The organism is Paenibacillus sp. F024, from assembly GCF_057814255.1.
In genome coordinates this window covers 564674-579440 of record NZ_JBVASZ010000001.1, presented here as the reverse complement: position 1 = coordinate 579440, position 14767 = coordinate 564674, and the positions used below count along the sequence as shown (strand labels likewise).

The 14767-nt window shown below is 49.4% G+C and carries 13 protein-coding genes and 1 other annotated feature; of the genes, 10 read left to right on the top strand and 3 right to left on the bottom strand.

Annotated features, from left to right (window positions below):
- Positions 1-59 precede the first annotated feature (59 nt).
- Positions 60-330: a binding site (T-box leader), on the top strand.
- A 50-nt stretch (positions 331-380) separates the two neighbouring features.
- Entirely contained in the window at positions 381-3149 is a 2769-nt protein-coding gene (gene ileS / locus ACZYR9_RS02895) for an isoleucine--tRNA ligase (RefSeq protein ID WP_488976935.1), read from the top strand.
- Between the two features lie 59 nt (positions 3150-3208).
- Here the strand turns inward: ileS and ACZYR9_RS02890 are convergent, their stop codons facing one another.
- Positions 3209-3967, bottom strand: coding sequence for a TraR/DksA C4-type zinc finger protein (locus ACZYR9_RS02890; RefSeq protein WP_488976934.1), 759 nt, complete (start codon positions 3965-3967; stop codon positions 3209-3211).
- Positions 3968-4080: 113 nt separating this feature from the next.
- Here ACZYR9_RS02890 and lspA point away from each other — a divergent pair, with 113 nt between their 5' ends.
- The 9 genes from lspA (at position 4081) to ACZYR9_RS02845 (ending at position 12645) form a co-directional block, all read left to right on the top strand.
- Positions 4081-4602: a signal peptidase II gene (gene lspA / locus ACZYR9_RS02885; protein ID WP_488976933.1), complete on the top strand. Its 522-nt coding sequence runs from the start codon at positions 4081-4083 to the stop codon at positions 4600-4602.
- 3 nt (positions 4603-4605) lie between these two features.
- Positions 4606-5556, top strand: coding sequence for an RluA family pseudouridine synthase (locus tag ACZYR9_RS02880; RefSeq protein WP_488976932.1), 951 nt, complete (start codon positions 4606-4608; stop codon positions 5554-5556).
- Between the two features lie 16 nt (positions 5557-5572).
- The gene (locus ACZYR9_RS02875; protein WP_488976931.1) at positions 5573-6739 is read left to right on the top strand and encodes an aminotransferase A; all 1167 of its coding nucleotides are present in this window, start codon (positions 5573-5575) and stop codon (positions 6737-6739) included.
- Positions 6740-6890: 151 nt separating this feature from the next.
- The gene (locus tag ACZYR9_RS02870; RefSeq protein WP_488976930.1) at positions 6891-8456 is read left to right on the top strand and encodes a helix-turn-helix domain-containing protein; all 1566 of its coding nucleotides are present in this window, start codon (positions 6891-6893) and stop codon (positions 8454-8456) included.
- 180 nt (positions 8457-8636) lie between these two features.
- Entirely contained in the window at positions 8637-8834 is a 198-nt protein-coding gene (locus ACZYR9_RS02865; protein WP_488976929.1) for a nitroreductase family protein, read from the top strand.
- Positions 8835-8938: 104 nt separating this feature from the next.
- Positions 8939-9892 carry an ABC transporter permease gene (locus ACZYR9_RS02860; protein ID WP_488976928.1) on the top strand — a complete coding sequence of 318 codons (954 nt, stop codon included), beginning with the start codon at positions 8939-8941 and terminating at the stop codon, positions 9890-9892.
- Positions 9882-10832 (top strand): iron chelate uptake ABC transporter family permease subunit, encoded by a 951-nt coding sequence (locus tag ACZYR9_RS02855; RefSeq protein ID WP_488976927.1) that lies wholly within the window; start codon positions 9882-9884, stop codon positions 10830-10832. The genes ACZYR9_RS02860 and ACZYR9_RS02855 overlap by 11 nt, the downstream gene beginning before the upstream one ends.
- Entirely contained in the window at positions 10826-11584 is a 759-nt protein-coding gene (locus ACZYR9_RS02850; protein WP_488976926.1) for an iron ABC transporter ATP-binding protein, read from the top strand. The genes ACZYR9_RS02855 and ACZYR9_RS02850 overlap by 7 nt, the downstream gene beginning before the upstream one ends.
- Before the next feature lie 140 nt (positions 11585-11724).
- Complete coding sequence (locus ACZYR9_RS02845; protein ID WP_488977136.1) at positions 11725-12645, top strand: siderophore ABC transporter substrate-binding protein; 921 nt, start codon at positions 11725-11727, stop codon at positions 12643-12645.
- 50 nt (positions 12646-12695) lie between these two features.
- Here ACZYR9_RS02845 and ACZYR9_RS02840 read toward each other — a convergent pair whose 3' ends face one another.
- Both ACZYR9_RS02840 and dapD read right to left on the bottom strand, forming a co-directional pair.
- On the bottom strand, positions 12696-13847 hold the full coding sequence (locus ACZYR9_RS02840; protein WP_488976925.1) for an N-acetyldiaminopimelate deacetylase: 1152 nt from the start codon (positions 13845-13847) through the stop codon (positions 12696-12698).
- A 96-nt stretch (positions 13848-13943) separates the two neighbouring features.
- On the bottom strand, positions 13944-14657 hold the full coding sequence (gene dapD, locus ACZYR9_RS02835) for a 2,3,4,5-tetrahydropyridine-2,6-dicarboxylate N-acetyltransferase (protein ID WP_488976924.1): 714 nt from the start codon (positions 14655-14657) through the stop codon (positions 13944-13946).
- Positions 14658-14767 lie beyond the last annotated feature (110 nt).

Sequence of the window (14767 nt, the reverse complement as noted above, 5' to 3'; positions counted from 1 at the left end):
TGCGTCTTATGTTGACGACGCCGTTGATTTCCGCTATACTCCACTATAAGTTAACATGAGCGAAAGCGACGATTGGGACGAGTACTTGGCGTCAGGCTGAAGTCAGCGAACCGGGGATTGGTGCGAGCCCGGGCTTTGGCGGCGAAGGAAAATCACCCAGGAGCATCTCTTGAACCGATTTGCAGTAAAGAGCATCGGCTGATCCCGTTACCGATCATGGAGCGAAGACGCTTCGATGAAAGGGCAGGCTTGCTTGAATATTTCAGGCAATCCCCTTCTGTTCGTTTGTGTCTTAATTTGGGTGGTACCGCGAGACTTCTCGTCCCTTAGGGATGGGAAGTCTTTTTTGCGTTTAAATCAAGTAAGGAGTGAACTGAGCAATGGATTATGGCAAAACATTGAACCTGCTGCAGACCGATTTTCCGATGCGCGGAAACCTGCCGCAGGCCGAACCGAAAATGCAAAAGCACTGGGATGAAATCGATATCTACCGTATGGTTCAAGAAAGCCGCAAAGGCAAACCGAAATTTATACTTCACGACGGTCCGCCGTATGCAAACGGTGATATTCATATCGGCCATGCGTTGAACAAGGTCATTAAGGACATTATCGTCCGCTTCAAAACGATGCAGGGCTATGATGCCCCTTACGTTCCCGGTTGGGATACGCACGGACTGCCGATCGAGCAGGCGATTGCCAATAGCGGCAAGGTCGATCGCAAGAAGATGAGCGTACCCGAGTTTCGGGATTATTGTAAAGCATATGCCTTGGAATGGGTTGAAAAACAGAAGGCCCAGTTCAAGCGTCTTTCCATCCGCGGGGATTGGAACAATCCTTATATCACGCTTCAGCCGAAGTATGAGGCGCAGCAAATCCGTGTCTTCGGCGGAATGGTGAATAAGGGTTACATCTATAAAGGACTGAAGCCGGTTTACTGGTCCCCTTCATCCGAAAGCGCCTTGGCGGAAGCGGAGATTGAGTACAAGGACAAAACGTCCACTTCGATCTATGTTGCTTTTGATGTAAAGGACGGCAAGGGCAAGCTTCCGGAAGATGCGTCGATCGTCATCTGGACTACGACGCCATGGACGCTGCCCGCTAACCTGGGCATCAGCCTTCATCCCGAATTCGATTATGCCCTGGTGGAAACCAGCGGCAAAAAATATGTATTGGCACAAGGGCTTTTGGAAGCTGCCTCCAAAGAAATCGGCTGGACGGACGTTAAGGTATTGTCTACCTTCAAGGGAAGCGAGCTGGAGCAGGTGCTCTGCAAGCACCCGTTCTATGATCGTACCTCGCTCGTAATGGTCGGCGAGCATGTAACGCTGGATGCAGGTACCGGCTGCGTTCACACGGCTCCGGGCCACGGCGAGGACGACTTTATCATCGGGCAAAAATACGATCTCGGCGTGCTTTGTCCTGTAGACGACCAAGGGCATTTTACGGGTGAAGCTCCGGGCTTTGAAGGGCTGTTCTACGAAAAAGGAAACAAAATCATTACGGAGAAGCTGCAGGAATCCGGGCATCTGCTTCATATGAACACGATACAGCACCAATATCCGCACGATTGGCGGACGAAAAAACCGGTGATTTTCCGTGCTACGGAGCAGTGGTTTGCATCTGTTGACGGCTTCCGTCAGGCCATGCTGGATGAAATCAAAAGACTGAATTGGACGCCGGAGTGGGGCGAAACCCGTCTGCACAACATGATTGCCGACCGTGGGGACTGGTGTATTTCGCGTCAACGCGCTTGGGGTGTTCCGATCCCGATCTTCTACTGCCGCAGCTGTAACGAGCCTCTGGTCAATGAAGCGACGATCGAGCACGTAGCATCCATTTTTGAACAGGAAGGCTCCAACGCCTGGTTCTTGAAGGATGAAAAGGAGCTGCTTCCGAGCGGAACCGTATGCTCCAAATGCGGACACGATCATTTCCGTAAGGAAACCGACATTATGGATGTCTGGTTCGATTCCGGTTCAAGCCATTCCGCTGTGCTGGAAACTCGCGAAGAGCTGCAGTGGCCTGCCGATTTGTATCTGGAAGGCTCGGACCAGTACCGCGGCTGGTTCAACTCGTCGTTGATTACCGGGGTAGCGGTCAAGGGTACTGCGCCATACAAAGGAATTTTGAGTCATGGCTTTACGCTGGACGGCGAAGGCCGCAAAATGTCCAAGTCGCTGGGCAACACAGTAGATCCGAATCAAGTGTCCAACAAGCTCGGCGCCGATATTTTGCGCCTGTGGGTATCATCCACGGATTACCAGTCGGACGTCCGCATCTCGGATAATATCCTGAACCAGATTTCCGAGGGATACCGCAAAATCCGCAATACGCTTCGTTTCCTGCTGGGGAATCTGTATGATTTCAACCCGGCTGCAGACCGCGTAAGCGCAGAGCAAATGAATGAGCTTGACCGGTACGCGATGGTGCGTTTGCACCGCATGGCCGACCGTGTGATCGAAGCCTATGACAAATATGAATTCCATGTCGTCTACCAGGCTGTGCATCATTTCTGCGCGGTGGAGATGAGCGCCTTCTATCTGGACATTCTGAAGGACCGTCTATACGCGAGCACGCCGGAGGATCCGCAAAGAAGAGCGGCCCAAACCGTATTATATGACGCCCTCACGGCAATAACTAAACTGATTGCACCGATTTTGCCGCACACGGCCGATGAGGTTTGGAGCTATATCCCGGGAACAGAGCTGCCCAGTGTACAAGTGGCGGAGCTTCCGCAGGTGGACAGAAGCTTGTTTGATAGCCGATTGGAAGAGAAGTGGGAGAAGTTCACGGAGCTTCGCGACGATGTATTGAAGTCGCTTGAGGAGGCCCGTAAGGCAAAGCTAATCGGAAATTCGCTTAGCGCCGCGGTTCATTTGTATCCGGATCAGGAGACGCAGCAGTTTTTGAACGGTTTTGACCGACTTGACCTGCTGTTCATCGTATCGGCTGTACAGGTACACGAGGCAGGCGCTGCGGTTCCGGTAGGTGCCCATGCTTATAAAGGAATGTCGGTGAACATTTCCGTAGCGGAAGGCGAGAAGTGCGAACGGTGCTGGATCGTCACGCCGGAGGTCGGCCATCATGAAACGCATCCGTCGCTTTGCAAACGTTGTGCGGAAGTATTGGAGTCCGGTGTAGAAGCTTAACTCATAAAAAACGAGCTGATCCGAGGGATTGTCCCAAGGAAAAGCTCGTTATTTCTAGACTAATACTCGTCTTCCACGACGTGTTCCGGCTCAAGAAGTCCATAGCCCTCGCTGCTTCGCATGTAGTCTTTATAAGCTTTGTTGCGGACTACGGTAACATGCCGGCCGTACATGTCCGTGGCCAAAAAGCTTTCGAACGGTTCCACATAGCCGACGGATTCATCGGCCTCGATTTCCATTTCGTTGTAGCTGTCCGATTCGTTCGGGTTCTCGGCCATGGCGGGGGTGTTCGACGAGCCCCAGCTTTCAACGATTTGCCAGGCGTCTTCACCGTCGAATTGATTTTGTTCGGGAAGCTCGTCAAGACTGGCACGTCCGAACGGAGGAGCCATTAACCGCTCTTCAACCGGACGCCGGTCGGAAGCATGCGGATCAGGTACGTGATCGACGCAGTAAGCTGCCGTCGGGACGGCCTGCAGCCGTTCGAACGGAATCGGTGCGCCGCACGTACGGCATACGCCGTAAGTTCCGTCCTGGATACGTTGGAGAGCCTCTTTGGCATCAGATAGATGACGCTCGGCATTCTCATGCAGCGCTATGTCTTTACTGCGCTCGAACATCTCGGTGCCCAAATCGGCGGGATGATTGTCATTGGTGGACAGCTCGCCGGTTTGGACGCGCATGGAGTTGCCTAAACCGAAATGTTCGCCGTCCTGCAAGTGCTCTTCGAGCCAACGCGTCTCTTCACGCAGCGTGTCAGCCAGTTCCTGAAGCTGCTGATCTGTAAGCGAATGGGATGGTACGGGTCCGCTCGTCATACGAGTACGCCTCCTTTTTTCACAATCGCAAGTAATGTTATTTTTCACGGTTCCGGTTGATCTTAGGCAAGGGAATCGCTGTTAGCTCGGAAACGGATAAAGGAGCTGTTACGTTGAAATATTACATCTACGCTTTTATCGTGCTGCTGCTGGATCAGATAACCAAATGGATCATCGTCAGCCAAATGACGCTAGGAGAAGTCCGTTCTGTCATCGGAGAATTTTTTCAGATTACATCTCACCGCAACCGCGGCGCAGCCTTTGGCATTTTGCAGGAACAGCGCTGGTTTTTTATTGTGATCACGATTGGCGTTGCTGTGGGAGTGATCTGGTATTTGCAAAAAACGTTAAAGGAAGGCAAAAAGCTGCTTCCATTCGCTTTGAGTCTGCTCCTTGGCGGCGCTCTCGGCAATTTTATCGACCGGGCTTTGTTTGGTGAAGTGGTAGACTTTTTGATGTTCCGTTTTCAATTTAACTGGTTCGGTACTCCTGTAGATTATACTTATCCGATATTTAATGTAGCCGATATGGCCATTGTCATCGGCGTTGCCCTGATTTTCGTAGATTCGTTAATCAGCTGGCGTCAGGAAAGCAAACAAAATGCACAAAGCAATGCGGAAGGCGGAGATGCGTAAATCATGAGCATGGAAGAAGAGCGTGAGTCTTCGGACAATCGGTTGGAATGGATTGCCGAGCCCGAAGAAGCGGGAGAAAGAATAGACAAGTTTTTGACGGAAGTGTTGGAAGAGGATGTATCCCGTACGCAGGTGCAGCAGTGGGTTAAAGACGGGCATGTTACCGTCAATGGAAGGACCGTAAAGCCCAATTATAAGCTATCGGAAGGGGATACGCTTATCCTCGTGATGCCGGATCCCGAAGAGCTGGAGCTGGCTCCCGAAGCGATTCCGCTTGAGGTCGTCTACGAAGATTCCGATGTGATTGTAGTCAATAAGCCGCGCGGGATGGTCGTGCACCCGGCACCGGGACATCCGGGAGGAACATTGGTGAACGCGCTGCTGCACCACTGCAAGGATTTGTCCGGAATTAACGGGGTGATGCGTCCGGGGATCGTTCACCGCATCGATAAAGATACGTCCGGGCTGCTGATGGCGGCCAAGAATGATCTGGCGCATAACAGCCTTGCCGAGCAGCTCAAAGCACATACGGTAAACCGTAAATACTTTGCGCTCGTTCACGGGAACGTGCCTCACAATAACGGTACAGTGGACGCCCCGATCGGCCGTGACCCGAAGGATCGCAAGCTGTACACGGTTACGGAGCGAAACAGCAAGCATGCGGTTACCCATTTCGTCGTCATTGAGCGATTGGAGGATTACACGCTGCTTGAGCTGAAGCTGGAAACGGGGAGAACGCACCAGATTCGGGTACATATGAAGTTTATCGGTCACCCGCTGGTGGGAGATCCGGCTTATGGCCCGTCGAAAAGCAGAGGAGTCCAAATGGAAGGACAGGCGCTTCATGCCGCCGTGCTTGGTTTTAAGCATCCGCGGACGGGAGAATGGCTGGAGTTCGAAGCGCCGATGCCGGAGGATATGGTGAGATTACTGGAAGTGTTAAAAACAAGGTAGAGGAAGAGAAACGGACATGGAGCACTTAGAGCGCTTAATTAATCCGAGAGTCAAAGACATTCAAATATCCGGTATCCGCAAAATTTCGAATCTGGTGGCCACCTATAAGGATGCGATCACGCTTACGATCGGCCAGCCCGATTTCCCGACGCCCGAGCATATTTTGCGGTCTGCCGAACAAGCGATTGCAGACCACCGGACCACGTATACGCCTAATCCGGGAATATTGGAGCTAAGACAAGCCGCCAGCGCATTTGTAGAGAAAAAGTACGGATTGAAGTACGGCGCGGCGGATGAAATTATTGTGACTGCAGGCGCAAGTCAAGCTCTCGATATTACGCTGCGTACCATTTTGGACGAAGGCAGCGAGGTCATCCTGCCCGGACCGATTTATCCGGGGTATGAGCCCTTGGTTCGATTATGCGGGGGCGTTCCCGTGTACGTGGACACACGTGCTAACGGCTTTAAGCTGACGGCGGAGCTATTAGAGCCGCATTTAACGGAGAAGACAAGATGCATCATCCTGTGTTATCCGTCGAATCCAACGGGCCGCGTATTGACGGAAGAGGAGCTGTCGGAGATGGCGCAGCTGCTTGCGCAGCGGAATATTTTCGTCATTTCCGATGAAATTTACAGCGAGCTGATTTACGATGCTCCGCATCAATCGATTGCCGCTTTGCCGGGAATGCGGGACAAAACCATCGTAATAAACGGGTTGTCCAAATCGCATGCCATGACCGGCTGGCGGATCGGCTTTACGCTCGCGCCCGCATATTTATCGCAGCACATGGTCAAGGTGCATCAATATAATGTGACCTGCGCCAGCTCGATCAGCCAGTACGCAGCTCTCGAGGCGTTAACCTCAGGTTTGGACGATGCGCAGCCGATGAAAGAAGAATACCGGAAGCGCCGCGATTACGTATACGATCGTTTGGTCGGCATGGGATTCGAGCTGGATAAGCCCGAAGGCGCATTTTATTTATTCCCGTCCATTGAGCGGTTTGGATTGTCATCGATGGACTTTACGATGAAGCTGCTGGAGGAACAGCGTGTGGCCGTTGTTCCGGGCGATGCTTTTTCCATCTATGGAGAAGGATATATCCGCATTTCTTATGCCTATAGTATGGAAGTATTGGAACAGGGAATGCAGCGTCTGGAAGCCTTTGTTAAGAAGCAAGGCTAAAAAATGTAAACGAATGGTTATAAAAAGCCCCGTAATTACGTTGAAACAGCGTAATTACGGGGCTTTTTTATGGATGAGGTAATTGACGATGATAATCATTTTCATTAAAATAAAGCAATAATTACTGCCAACGCCAAGGAGGGAACGTTATTTGAAATCTGTACAACCTGTTCAAGAGCCTTCTTTGCATTATATGGGTACAGAGGAATGTAAGCTGGGGAGTCTACAGACCATTGAGCTTCCTAACGATGATGTATCGATGTTCGGATTCGTTATGCACGAAAGCTTGAAGGTAACCCTAGCCGCCGGGGGCAAACGCCAGTCGGGCAAAGTATGGAGCGGAGAATTATTTTTCATTCCTCCCAGCTGCCAATGCATCATTGAGAATCAGGAGGACGCAGCATCCCGGGTCGTTTTTATCCGATTCCGATGGGAATGCAGCGGCTTATCTATCCCTGCACCTTCAGCCCGGCAGATCAGGCCTTGGGATGGATTCTGCTTATACAGCTTTCGGATGCCGCAAATCCGCAATTGGATTCAAGATTTCCTGAGTGACTGCGGTGATGATGAGCCGATACTGTTTTACCAGTTGCATTCGCATCTGTATGCTATGGTGTCCTCTCTGATGACCTACATTCAAAAGCCGGTAATCGCAGATGACGTTCTTATCGATTATGTGGAACAAACTAAGCGATATATGCTTGAGCACTACGATACAACGATGGATGTGGATGAGATCGCCCGTCTGTCCGGGGTGAGCCCCAACCGCTTTTATCAATCGTTCAGGAGACATACCGGGCTTAGCCCGCATAAGTTCATGACGACGATCCGGTTGAATGCATCGCTGTGCTTGCTGGCGAATACTCCGTCATCCGTCACGGAAGCGGCCCACTCCGTCGGATATTCCGATGAATTATACTTTAGCAGGCTTTTCAAGAAGCATATGGGAATGTCGCCGACGGAATACGCTGCGTGCGCCAAAATTCGAATTGCCAATCTATGTCCGGTGTTTCAGGGCGATTTGTCCGTTCTGGGGATTACACCAAAGCTTGCATTAAGAAGAGACTGGTCCGAGCATCCGGAGAAGCATTGGCATCAAATTGAAAGCTGTAAGCCGGAGCTGATTTTAACATACCCCATTTCGGAGGACTTATATCGGAGATTGTCCGAGATCGCCCCGGTCGTCATGCTTCATTGGAAAGGGATGCCTTGGAAGGAGCGTCTGCTGAAAATCAGCCAAATTCTTGGTCTTTCCTCCGTTGCCGAACGGTGGCTGGCCTATTTTGATATGAAGGTGGAGAACGCCAGATTTCACATTCGCCGGCAGCTGGGGGACGAACCTTTTTTATTGGTCGGCACATTCGAGGAACAGTTCCGTGTATTTGGGACGCAGCACAAAAAAATGAAGGATCTGTTTTATGACGACCTGCAGGTTACGCCGCCAGCCCGGGCGAATGAGGTCAGCTTCCGAGAGGTCATGACACTGGACGAGGTCGCGTCTTTGGATTGTAATAATGTCCTGTTTCTGGTGCCATCAACGGCTTCAGACGAATACTGCGTAAAGCTGGAGGAAGATTGGCGGCGGCTTCAACGCAATCATCGGAAGAAAAGGTGTTTTTTTATCCGTTACGCGGAACCGCTGTTATATAATCCGTCCGTGCATGAAAGCCTGCTTGATCAAACCGTCAATCAGCTGCTGCTGGCCGCAGGCAAATGACGAAAAATCCATACTCCCAAAAAGAAATGTCCATTCAAGTGAGTGAGAATTCATGTAAAATAAATAAAGATGATAATGATTATCACTTGTAACAATGGATCGCATACATCTCATTGTCATGACGCTGCACTAAAAGGAGGAGTTATGGAGCCAGCCCGGATTATTAAAGAAAGACGGTAGGTGCATGTATTTGAGAACAGACCGGTATCTGTGGAAGTTGTAGAGCAGCTGCTGGAAACGGCGGTGTGGGTTCTGAATCACAAAATGACTCAACCGTGGAGATTAGTACTCGTTCATGGGGCGGGCCGCAAAAGCCTCGCACAGTTCGGCCGAATCCGCAATGAAAGACGGGAAAAGGATCCCGTTAAAGGTTGTTGACCGTAATCACTACACAGGGATTATTTTTTTTGATTGTTGTATTGAGAATGATTATCTTTATTATTTTACATCCGAAAAATTAATTCTCCAAGTAAGGAACCGTTATGAAAAAAAGATATTTGTTTATCGTGCTCATCATTTTATCCGTCACATCCGTATTTATCGGGGTCAAAAATATCACTCCCCTGGATCTGTTCGATTTGTCTGAGGATCAGGCCCAAATCCTGGTGGACAGCAGGCTCCCCCGTTTAATCAGTATTATTATCGCCGGATCCAGTATGAGCATGATCGGGCTGATGATGCAGCAGCTTACTCAGAACAAATTCGTATCGCCGACGACGGCCGGAACGATGGATGCCGCCCGATTGGGAATTTTGGTGTCCATGCTGATTTTTTCTTCAGCTACGCCGCTGCAAAAGATGCTTGTCGCTTTTGTTTTTGCACTGTTCGGAACCCTTATTTTTATGAAGATTCTGGACAAAGTGAAAATGAAAGATACGATATTCATCCCTCTTGTAGGTCTGATGTTTGGAAATATTTTAAGCTCGGTCACCACATTCTTTGCTTATAAGCATGATCTCATTCAAAGTGTTTCCACATGGCTTCACGGGGATTTTTCCATGATCATGACAGGGCGTTATGAGCTGCTGTACATCAGTGTTCCGTTAGTTATCCTCGCATATTTGTTTGCCAACCGGTTTATGATTGCGGGAATGGGAGAGGAGTTTTCCGTCAATCTGGGGCTGAATTATAAGCAGGTGGTTTTCATAGGTCTGATTATTGTAGCCTTGGTTTCTTCTGCCGTTATCCTTACGGTTGGAATGCTACCGTTCCTGGGACTAATTATCCCTAACATCGTGACCATTTACCAAGGAGACCATTTGAAAAAAAACCTTTCTCATACCGCATTATTGGGAGCTGTGTTTGTCTTATTTTGCGATATCCTCGGCCGGGTCATTATTTATCCGTATGAAATATCCATTGGCCTTACGGTCGGCGTGATAGGAAGCGGTATTTTTCTTTATTTACTTATGAGGAGAAAGGCACATGGCTTATAGAAGCAAGCTCGGATTACTGGCATTATTTGCGATTCTGGTTACGGTACTCTTTTTATTTATCGATATAGGCTCCAATTGGGATTATGTGCTTCCCCGAAGGATGAAGAAAATCCTTGCCATTACCCTGACCGGCGCAGCCATCGCCTTTTCCACCGTCGTGTTTCAGACGATTACCAACAACCGGATATTAACGCCTTCGATGATCGGGTTGGATTCGCTGTATATGTTAATACAGACTTGTGTGGTGTACATGTTCGGCGCCACCACTCTCACGATGATGAATAATAACGTTCATTTCCTTATCTCTGTCGGAGGCATGATTTGTTTTGCGGGGCTGTTGTATAAAATCCTGTTTAAAAGAAAAGGAAAGCATATCTATTTTTTGCTGCTGGTCGGGTTAATATTCGGGACGCTGTTTTCGAATCTTTCGTCTTTTATGGAAATGCTTATTGATCCCAATGAGTATATGGTTGTACAAGACCGGATGTTCGCCAGCTTCAATAACGTGAATACGGATCTTCTCTTGATCTCGTTCATAGTGGTCCTGGCGACGGCCGTTTATTTTATGAAATATGCAAAATTCCTGGATGTGCTGTCGCTGGGGAGAGAGCATGCGGTTAATTTGGGCATTCCCTATGATCACGTTGTTAAAAGGCTGCTCATGATCGTTGCCGTACTGATCTCCATATCGACCGCTTTAGTCGGGCCGATCACTTTTCTGGGCCTGCTTGTGGTGAATGTGGTCCATCAGTTTTTGCAAACATACAGACATACCTATCTCATCTCCGGCTCGATTCTCATCAGTATTATCGCTCTGGCCGGAGGACAGTTGATTGTCGAGAGGGTGTTCACCTTCTCTACGACGTTAAGCGTGATTATTAATTTCATCGGCGGCGTTTACTTTATTTATCTTCTATTAAAGGAGAACAAATCGTGGTAGAAGTAAGAGAATTATCGAAACAATACGGCAATAAACCGGTGGTAGACAATGTTTGTATCCAAATCTCCAAAGGAAAGATCACCTCATTAATCGGACCTAACGGCGCGGGAAAAAGCACGGTCTTGTCGATGATCAGCCGTCTGATTCCAAAGGATCGCGGTGAGATATTCATAGATGGACAAGAAATCGGCCATTGGAAAAGCAGCGAGCTGGCCAAGAAAATATCCATCTTAAAGCAATCCAATCATATCAATGTCCGCTTAACGATTAGAGAACTGGTTTGCTTCGGCCGGTTTCCCTATTCTCAAGGAAAGCTGTCCAAGGAGGACCTGAAGCATGTCGATGAGGCCATCAGCTATATGGAGCTTACCGATATACAGCATAAATACCTTGATCAATTAAGCGGAGGACAAAAACAAAGGGCCTTTATTGCAATGGTCATTGCACAAAACACGGAATACATCCTTTTGGACGAGCCGCTGAACAATTTGGATATGAAGCATTCCGTTCAAATCATGAAAGTGTTAAGAAGAATGGTCGATGAACTTGGGAAAACCATTGTTCTGGTCATCCACGACATCAATTTTGCTTCCTGCTATTCCGACTACATCATTGCTCTTAAAGACGGAAGGGTTGTGAGGGAAGGGGCGACCGGTGACATCATCCATCCATCGGTACTGCAAGAAGTCTATGATATGGATATTCGCATAGAGGACATCAACCAACATAAAATTTGCGTTTATTATTCGTAATGGAAAGCCTCGTTTGGACATTATTTTGATGGATTAAAGCAATCATGATCTTCTGCCAAGCCATCAATGTAATACATAAAAATTTTAGGAGAGTGGAACAATTGGGTAAAAAGCTTTATCTCGTGGTCTTAAGCGTTATTATGGCCGTTGTTGTCGCGGCTTGCGGTACGACCGGTTCAGGGACTGGCGGCAATACGAATGCAGCGGAGGCTTCCAAGCCAAGTGAGGAGCTGACGATCAAGCATCCATTGGGGGAAACGAAAGTGAAGAAAAACCCTCAAAAAGTCGTCATATTTGATTTTGGCGTATTGGATTCCTTGGATAAAATGGGTATCAATGTTACCGGTGTTCCGCAGGCGAACATTCCTCCTTATCTTGAAAAGTATAAAGATGCGAAGTATACCAATGTAGGAAGCTTGTCGGAGCCCGATTTTGAAAAAATCAATGAAATCGGCCCGGATCTCATTATTATTTCCGGAAGACAGTCTAAAGCTTATGAAGAATTGACGAAGATAGGTCCGACGATTTTTATGGGCATAGATAATGCAAAATATATGGAGTCCTTTAAGCAAAATGCAGCCACGCTCGGAACCATTTTTGACAAGGACTCCGTCGTGAAGGAAGAATTGGCCAAAGTGGATGAAGCAATTAATAAGGTCAATGAAAAGGCAGCGGCAAACGGCAAAAATGCATTAATCATTTTGGCTAACGGCGGAAAAATCAGCGCATTTGGTCCGGGTTCGCGATTCGGTGTTATTCATGACGTACTCGGGTTTGCTCCCGTGGATAAAAATATTGAAGTGTCCACACACGGGCAGAGCATTGCCGTCGAATATGTCGTAGAAAAAGATCCTGACTATCTGTTCGTCATCGATCGCGATGCTGCAGTAGGCAGTGGTGCATCCGCAAAGCAGGTAGTGGAAAACGAGCTGGTGAAAAAAACCAAAGCATTCCAGAATGGAAACATCGTTTATCTGGATCCTAATTACTGGTACCTTTCCGGCGGCGGATTCGTTTCGGTTGAAGAGATGGTGAAAGAAGTGGAAGCTGGCTTGAAATAAGGAGAAAACCGGGAGGGGCAGTGAAATGCCCTTCCCGGTTTTTCTTTGGTTTAGCGCTGGTCCGATTTCCATGTCAGGTATCGGGTCATAAGGCCGATAGCCAAATCGATGGAGCGTTCATCGGGCTCAATCTTGGCATGATGCAGTCCGTACGGTGTTCCTACGCCTAACCAGAACATGAAGCCCGGAACGGCTTCCAGAAAATAACCGAAATCCTCGCCGGTCATCGCTTCCGTACATTCGAAGAGGTCAATGTTATAGGGCTGCTGCGTGTCGCGCACCCACTGCATGAACTCTTCGGTGATCTTCTCCTCGTTGTATACCTGCCTGTAGTTGGAGCCGTAATCGATTAGAGCTTTGCAGTCAAATGCGGTTTCCATTCCGTTCACCAAGGCTTCGATGCGTGACTTGACGAGTGCCATCGTGTCCGCCGACAGGGTACGGATCGTTCCCTCCAGCCGAGCCTTCTCCGCAATAATGTTTTGCTTCGTGCCGCCGTCGATTTTGCCGATGGTAATAACCGCGGAATCAAGCGGGTTCACATTGCGCGAGATGACGGTTTGCAGCTGGCCCACCAGCTGGCAGGCGGCTATCACCATGTCATTGGCGTTATGCGGAAAGGCCGCATGGCCGCCCTTGCCGGTCAGATCGATGAACAGCTCGGATGTATTGGCGAACAAAATGCCTGGCTTCGTGGCAATCGTACCAACCGGATACTCGGGCGCAATATGCAGGGCGAAAATTTCATCCGGCATCCAGTCCTTCAGTTCTTCGCTTTCCAGCATCGGCTTAGCGCCCCCGGGGCCTTCCTCAGCCGGCTGGAAGATCAACGTCAGGTTGTCTTGGAGGGGGTGGCTTGCAAAGTGAGTCAGGATCCCGAGTCCGATCGACATGTGCAGATCATGGCCGCAAGCGTGCATATAGCCCGGATGCTTGGAACGAAAACCGTAGCCGGTATCTTCTTGAATCGGCAGGCCGTCCATATCCGCCCGGTAGCCGAGCCTCCGCCGCGGCTGCGTGCCCCGGACATTCACCAGCACGCCCGTCCGCCACGTGCGGATTTCAATATGCTCTTGGGGAAGGGTAGAGATATAATCAAGCAAATACTGCTGCGTCTTGAATTCTTGAAAGCCCGCTTCGGGAATTTGATGCAGATCGCGGCGAAGTTCAACGAAACGGCTTGGAGTGGCAGTGACGCTCACGTGGGTTAGCCTCCTTTGCTATGGCGGATCCTAACAAAAGCTGATCCTAATAGAAAGACCCGGCGTCGCAACGCCGAGCCTGCCTGGTATCGATTTTTACAAATTGCGCAAATCCTTTAAAATTTCCGTTTTGGATTTCGTTTTGTCGTCTACTTTCTTGATGACGCGTGCTGGCGTTCCGGCCACTACGCTGTATTCCGGCACGTCTTCTACAACAACGGCGCCTGCGGCAACAACGGAGCCTTTACCTACGCGAACGCCTTCGAGAATCACCGCGTTGGCACCCACGAGTACGTCGTCCTCAATGACAACCGGTTGAGCTGAAGGAGGCTCGATAACGCCTGCGAGCACGGAGCCTGCGCCGATGTGGCACATGCTGCCGACTTTAACGCGGCCGCCGATGACAACGCCCATGTCGATCATCGTACCTGCGCCGATGGAAGCACCGATGTTGATGACTGCGCCCATCATGATAATGGCATTGTCGCCGATGCCTACCATATCGCGGATGATCGCGCCCGGCTCGATGCGGGCATTGATGCCCTTCATGTCAAGCAGCGGAACAGCCGAATTGCGGCGGTCATTCTCAATCACATAATCCTCGATTTTGGAGGCGTTGGCCTCAAGCACGCTTTGGATCTCGGACCAGTCGCCGAAGATCACGCCGGATTTGCCGGTAATAAACGTTTGAATGCCTTCACCAAAGGAAACGGACTCGAGGTCACCTTTTAAATAAACTTTGACAGGGGTCTTTTTCTTGCTGGTTTTAATAAGATTAATAACTTCTTCTGTATTCATTTCGATCGACATAACTTTAATTCCAACTCCTCTATGTAATGGTACCGTGAACGATGGTCGACGTCCGTCTCCAAGGTTCTGGTTCATAATGAACTACATCTTTTATAGCATAAAATGATCGC

Coding starts and splice junctions, on each gene's coding strand:
- ACZYR9_RS02855 (WP_488976927.1), top strand. CDS start 9,882: ATGGCTTATAGAAGCAAGCTCGGATTACTGGCATTATTTGCGATTCTG.
- ACZYR9_RS02880 (WP_488976932.1), top strand. CDS start 4,606: ATGAGCATGGAAGAAGAGCGTGAGTCTTCGGACAATCGGTTGGAATGG.
- dapD (WP_488976924.1), bottom strand. CDS start 14,657: ATGTCGATCGAAATGAATACAGAAGAAGTTATTAATCTTATTAAAACC.
- ileS (WP_488976935.1), top strand. CDS start 381: ATGGATTATGGCAAAACATTGAACCTGCTGCAGACCGATTTTCCGATG.
- ACZYR9_RS02860 (WP_488976928.1), top strand. CDS start 8,939: ATGAAAAAAAGATATTTGTTTATCGTGCTCATCATTTTATCCGTCACA.
- ACZYR9_RS02890 (WP_488976934.1), bottom strand. CDS start 3,967: ATGACGAGCGGACCCGTACCATCCCATTCGCTTACAGATCAGCAGCTT.
- ACZYR9_RS02845 (WP_488977136.1), top strand. CDS start 11,725: ATGGCCGTTGTTGTCGCGGCTTGCGGTACGACCGGTTCAGGGACTGGC.
- ACZYR9_RS02875 (WP_488976931.1), top strand. CDS start 5,573: ATGGAGCACTTAGAGCGCTTAATTAATCCGAGAGTCAAAGACATTCAA.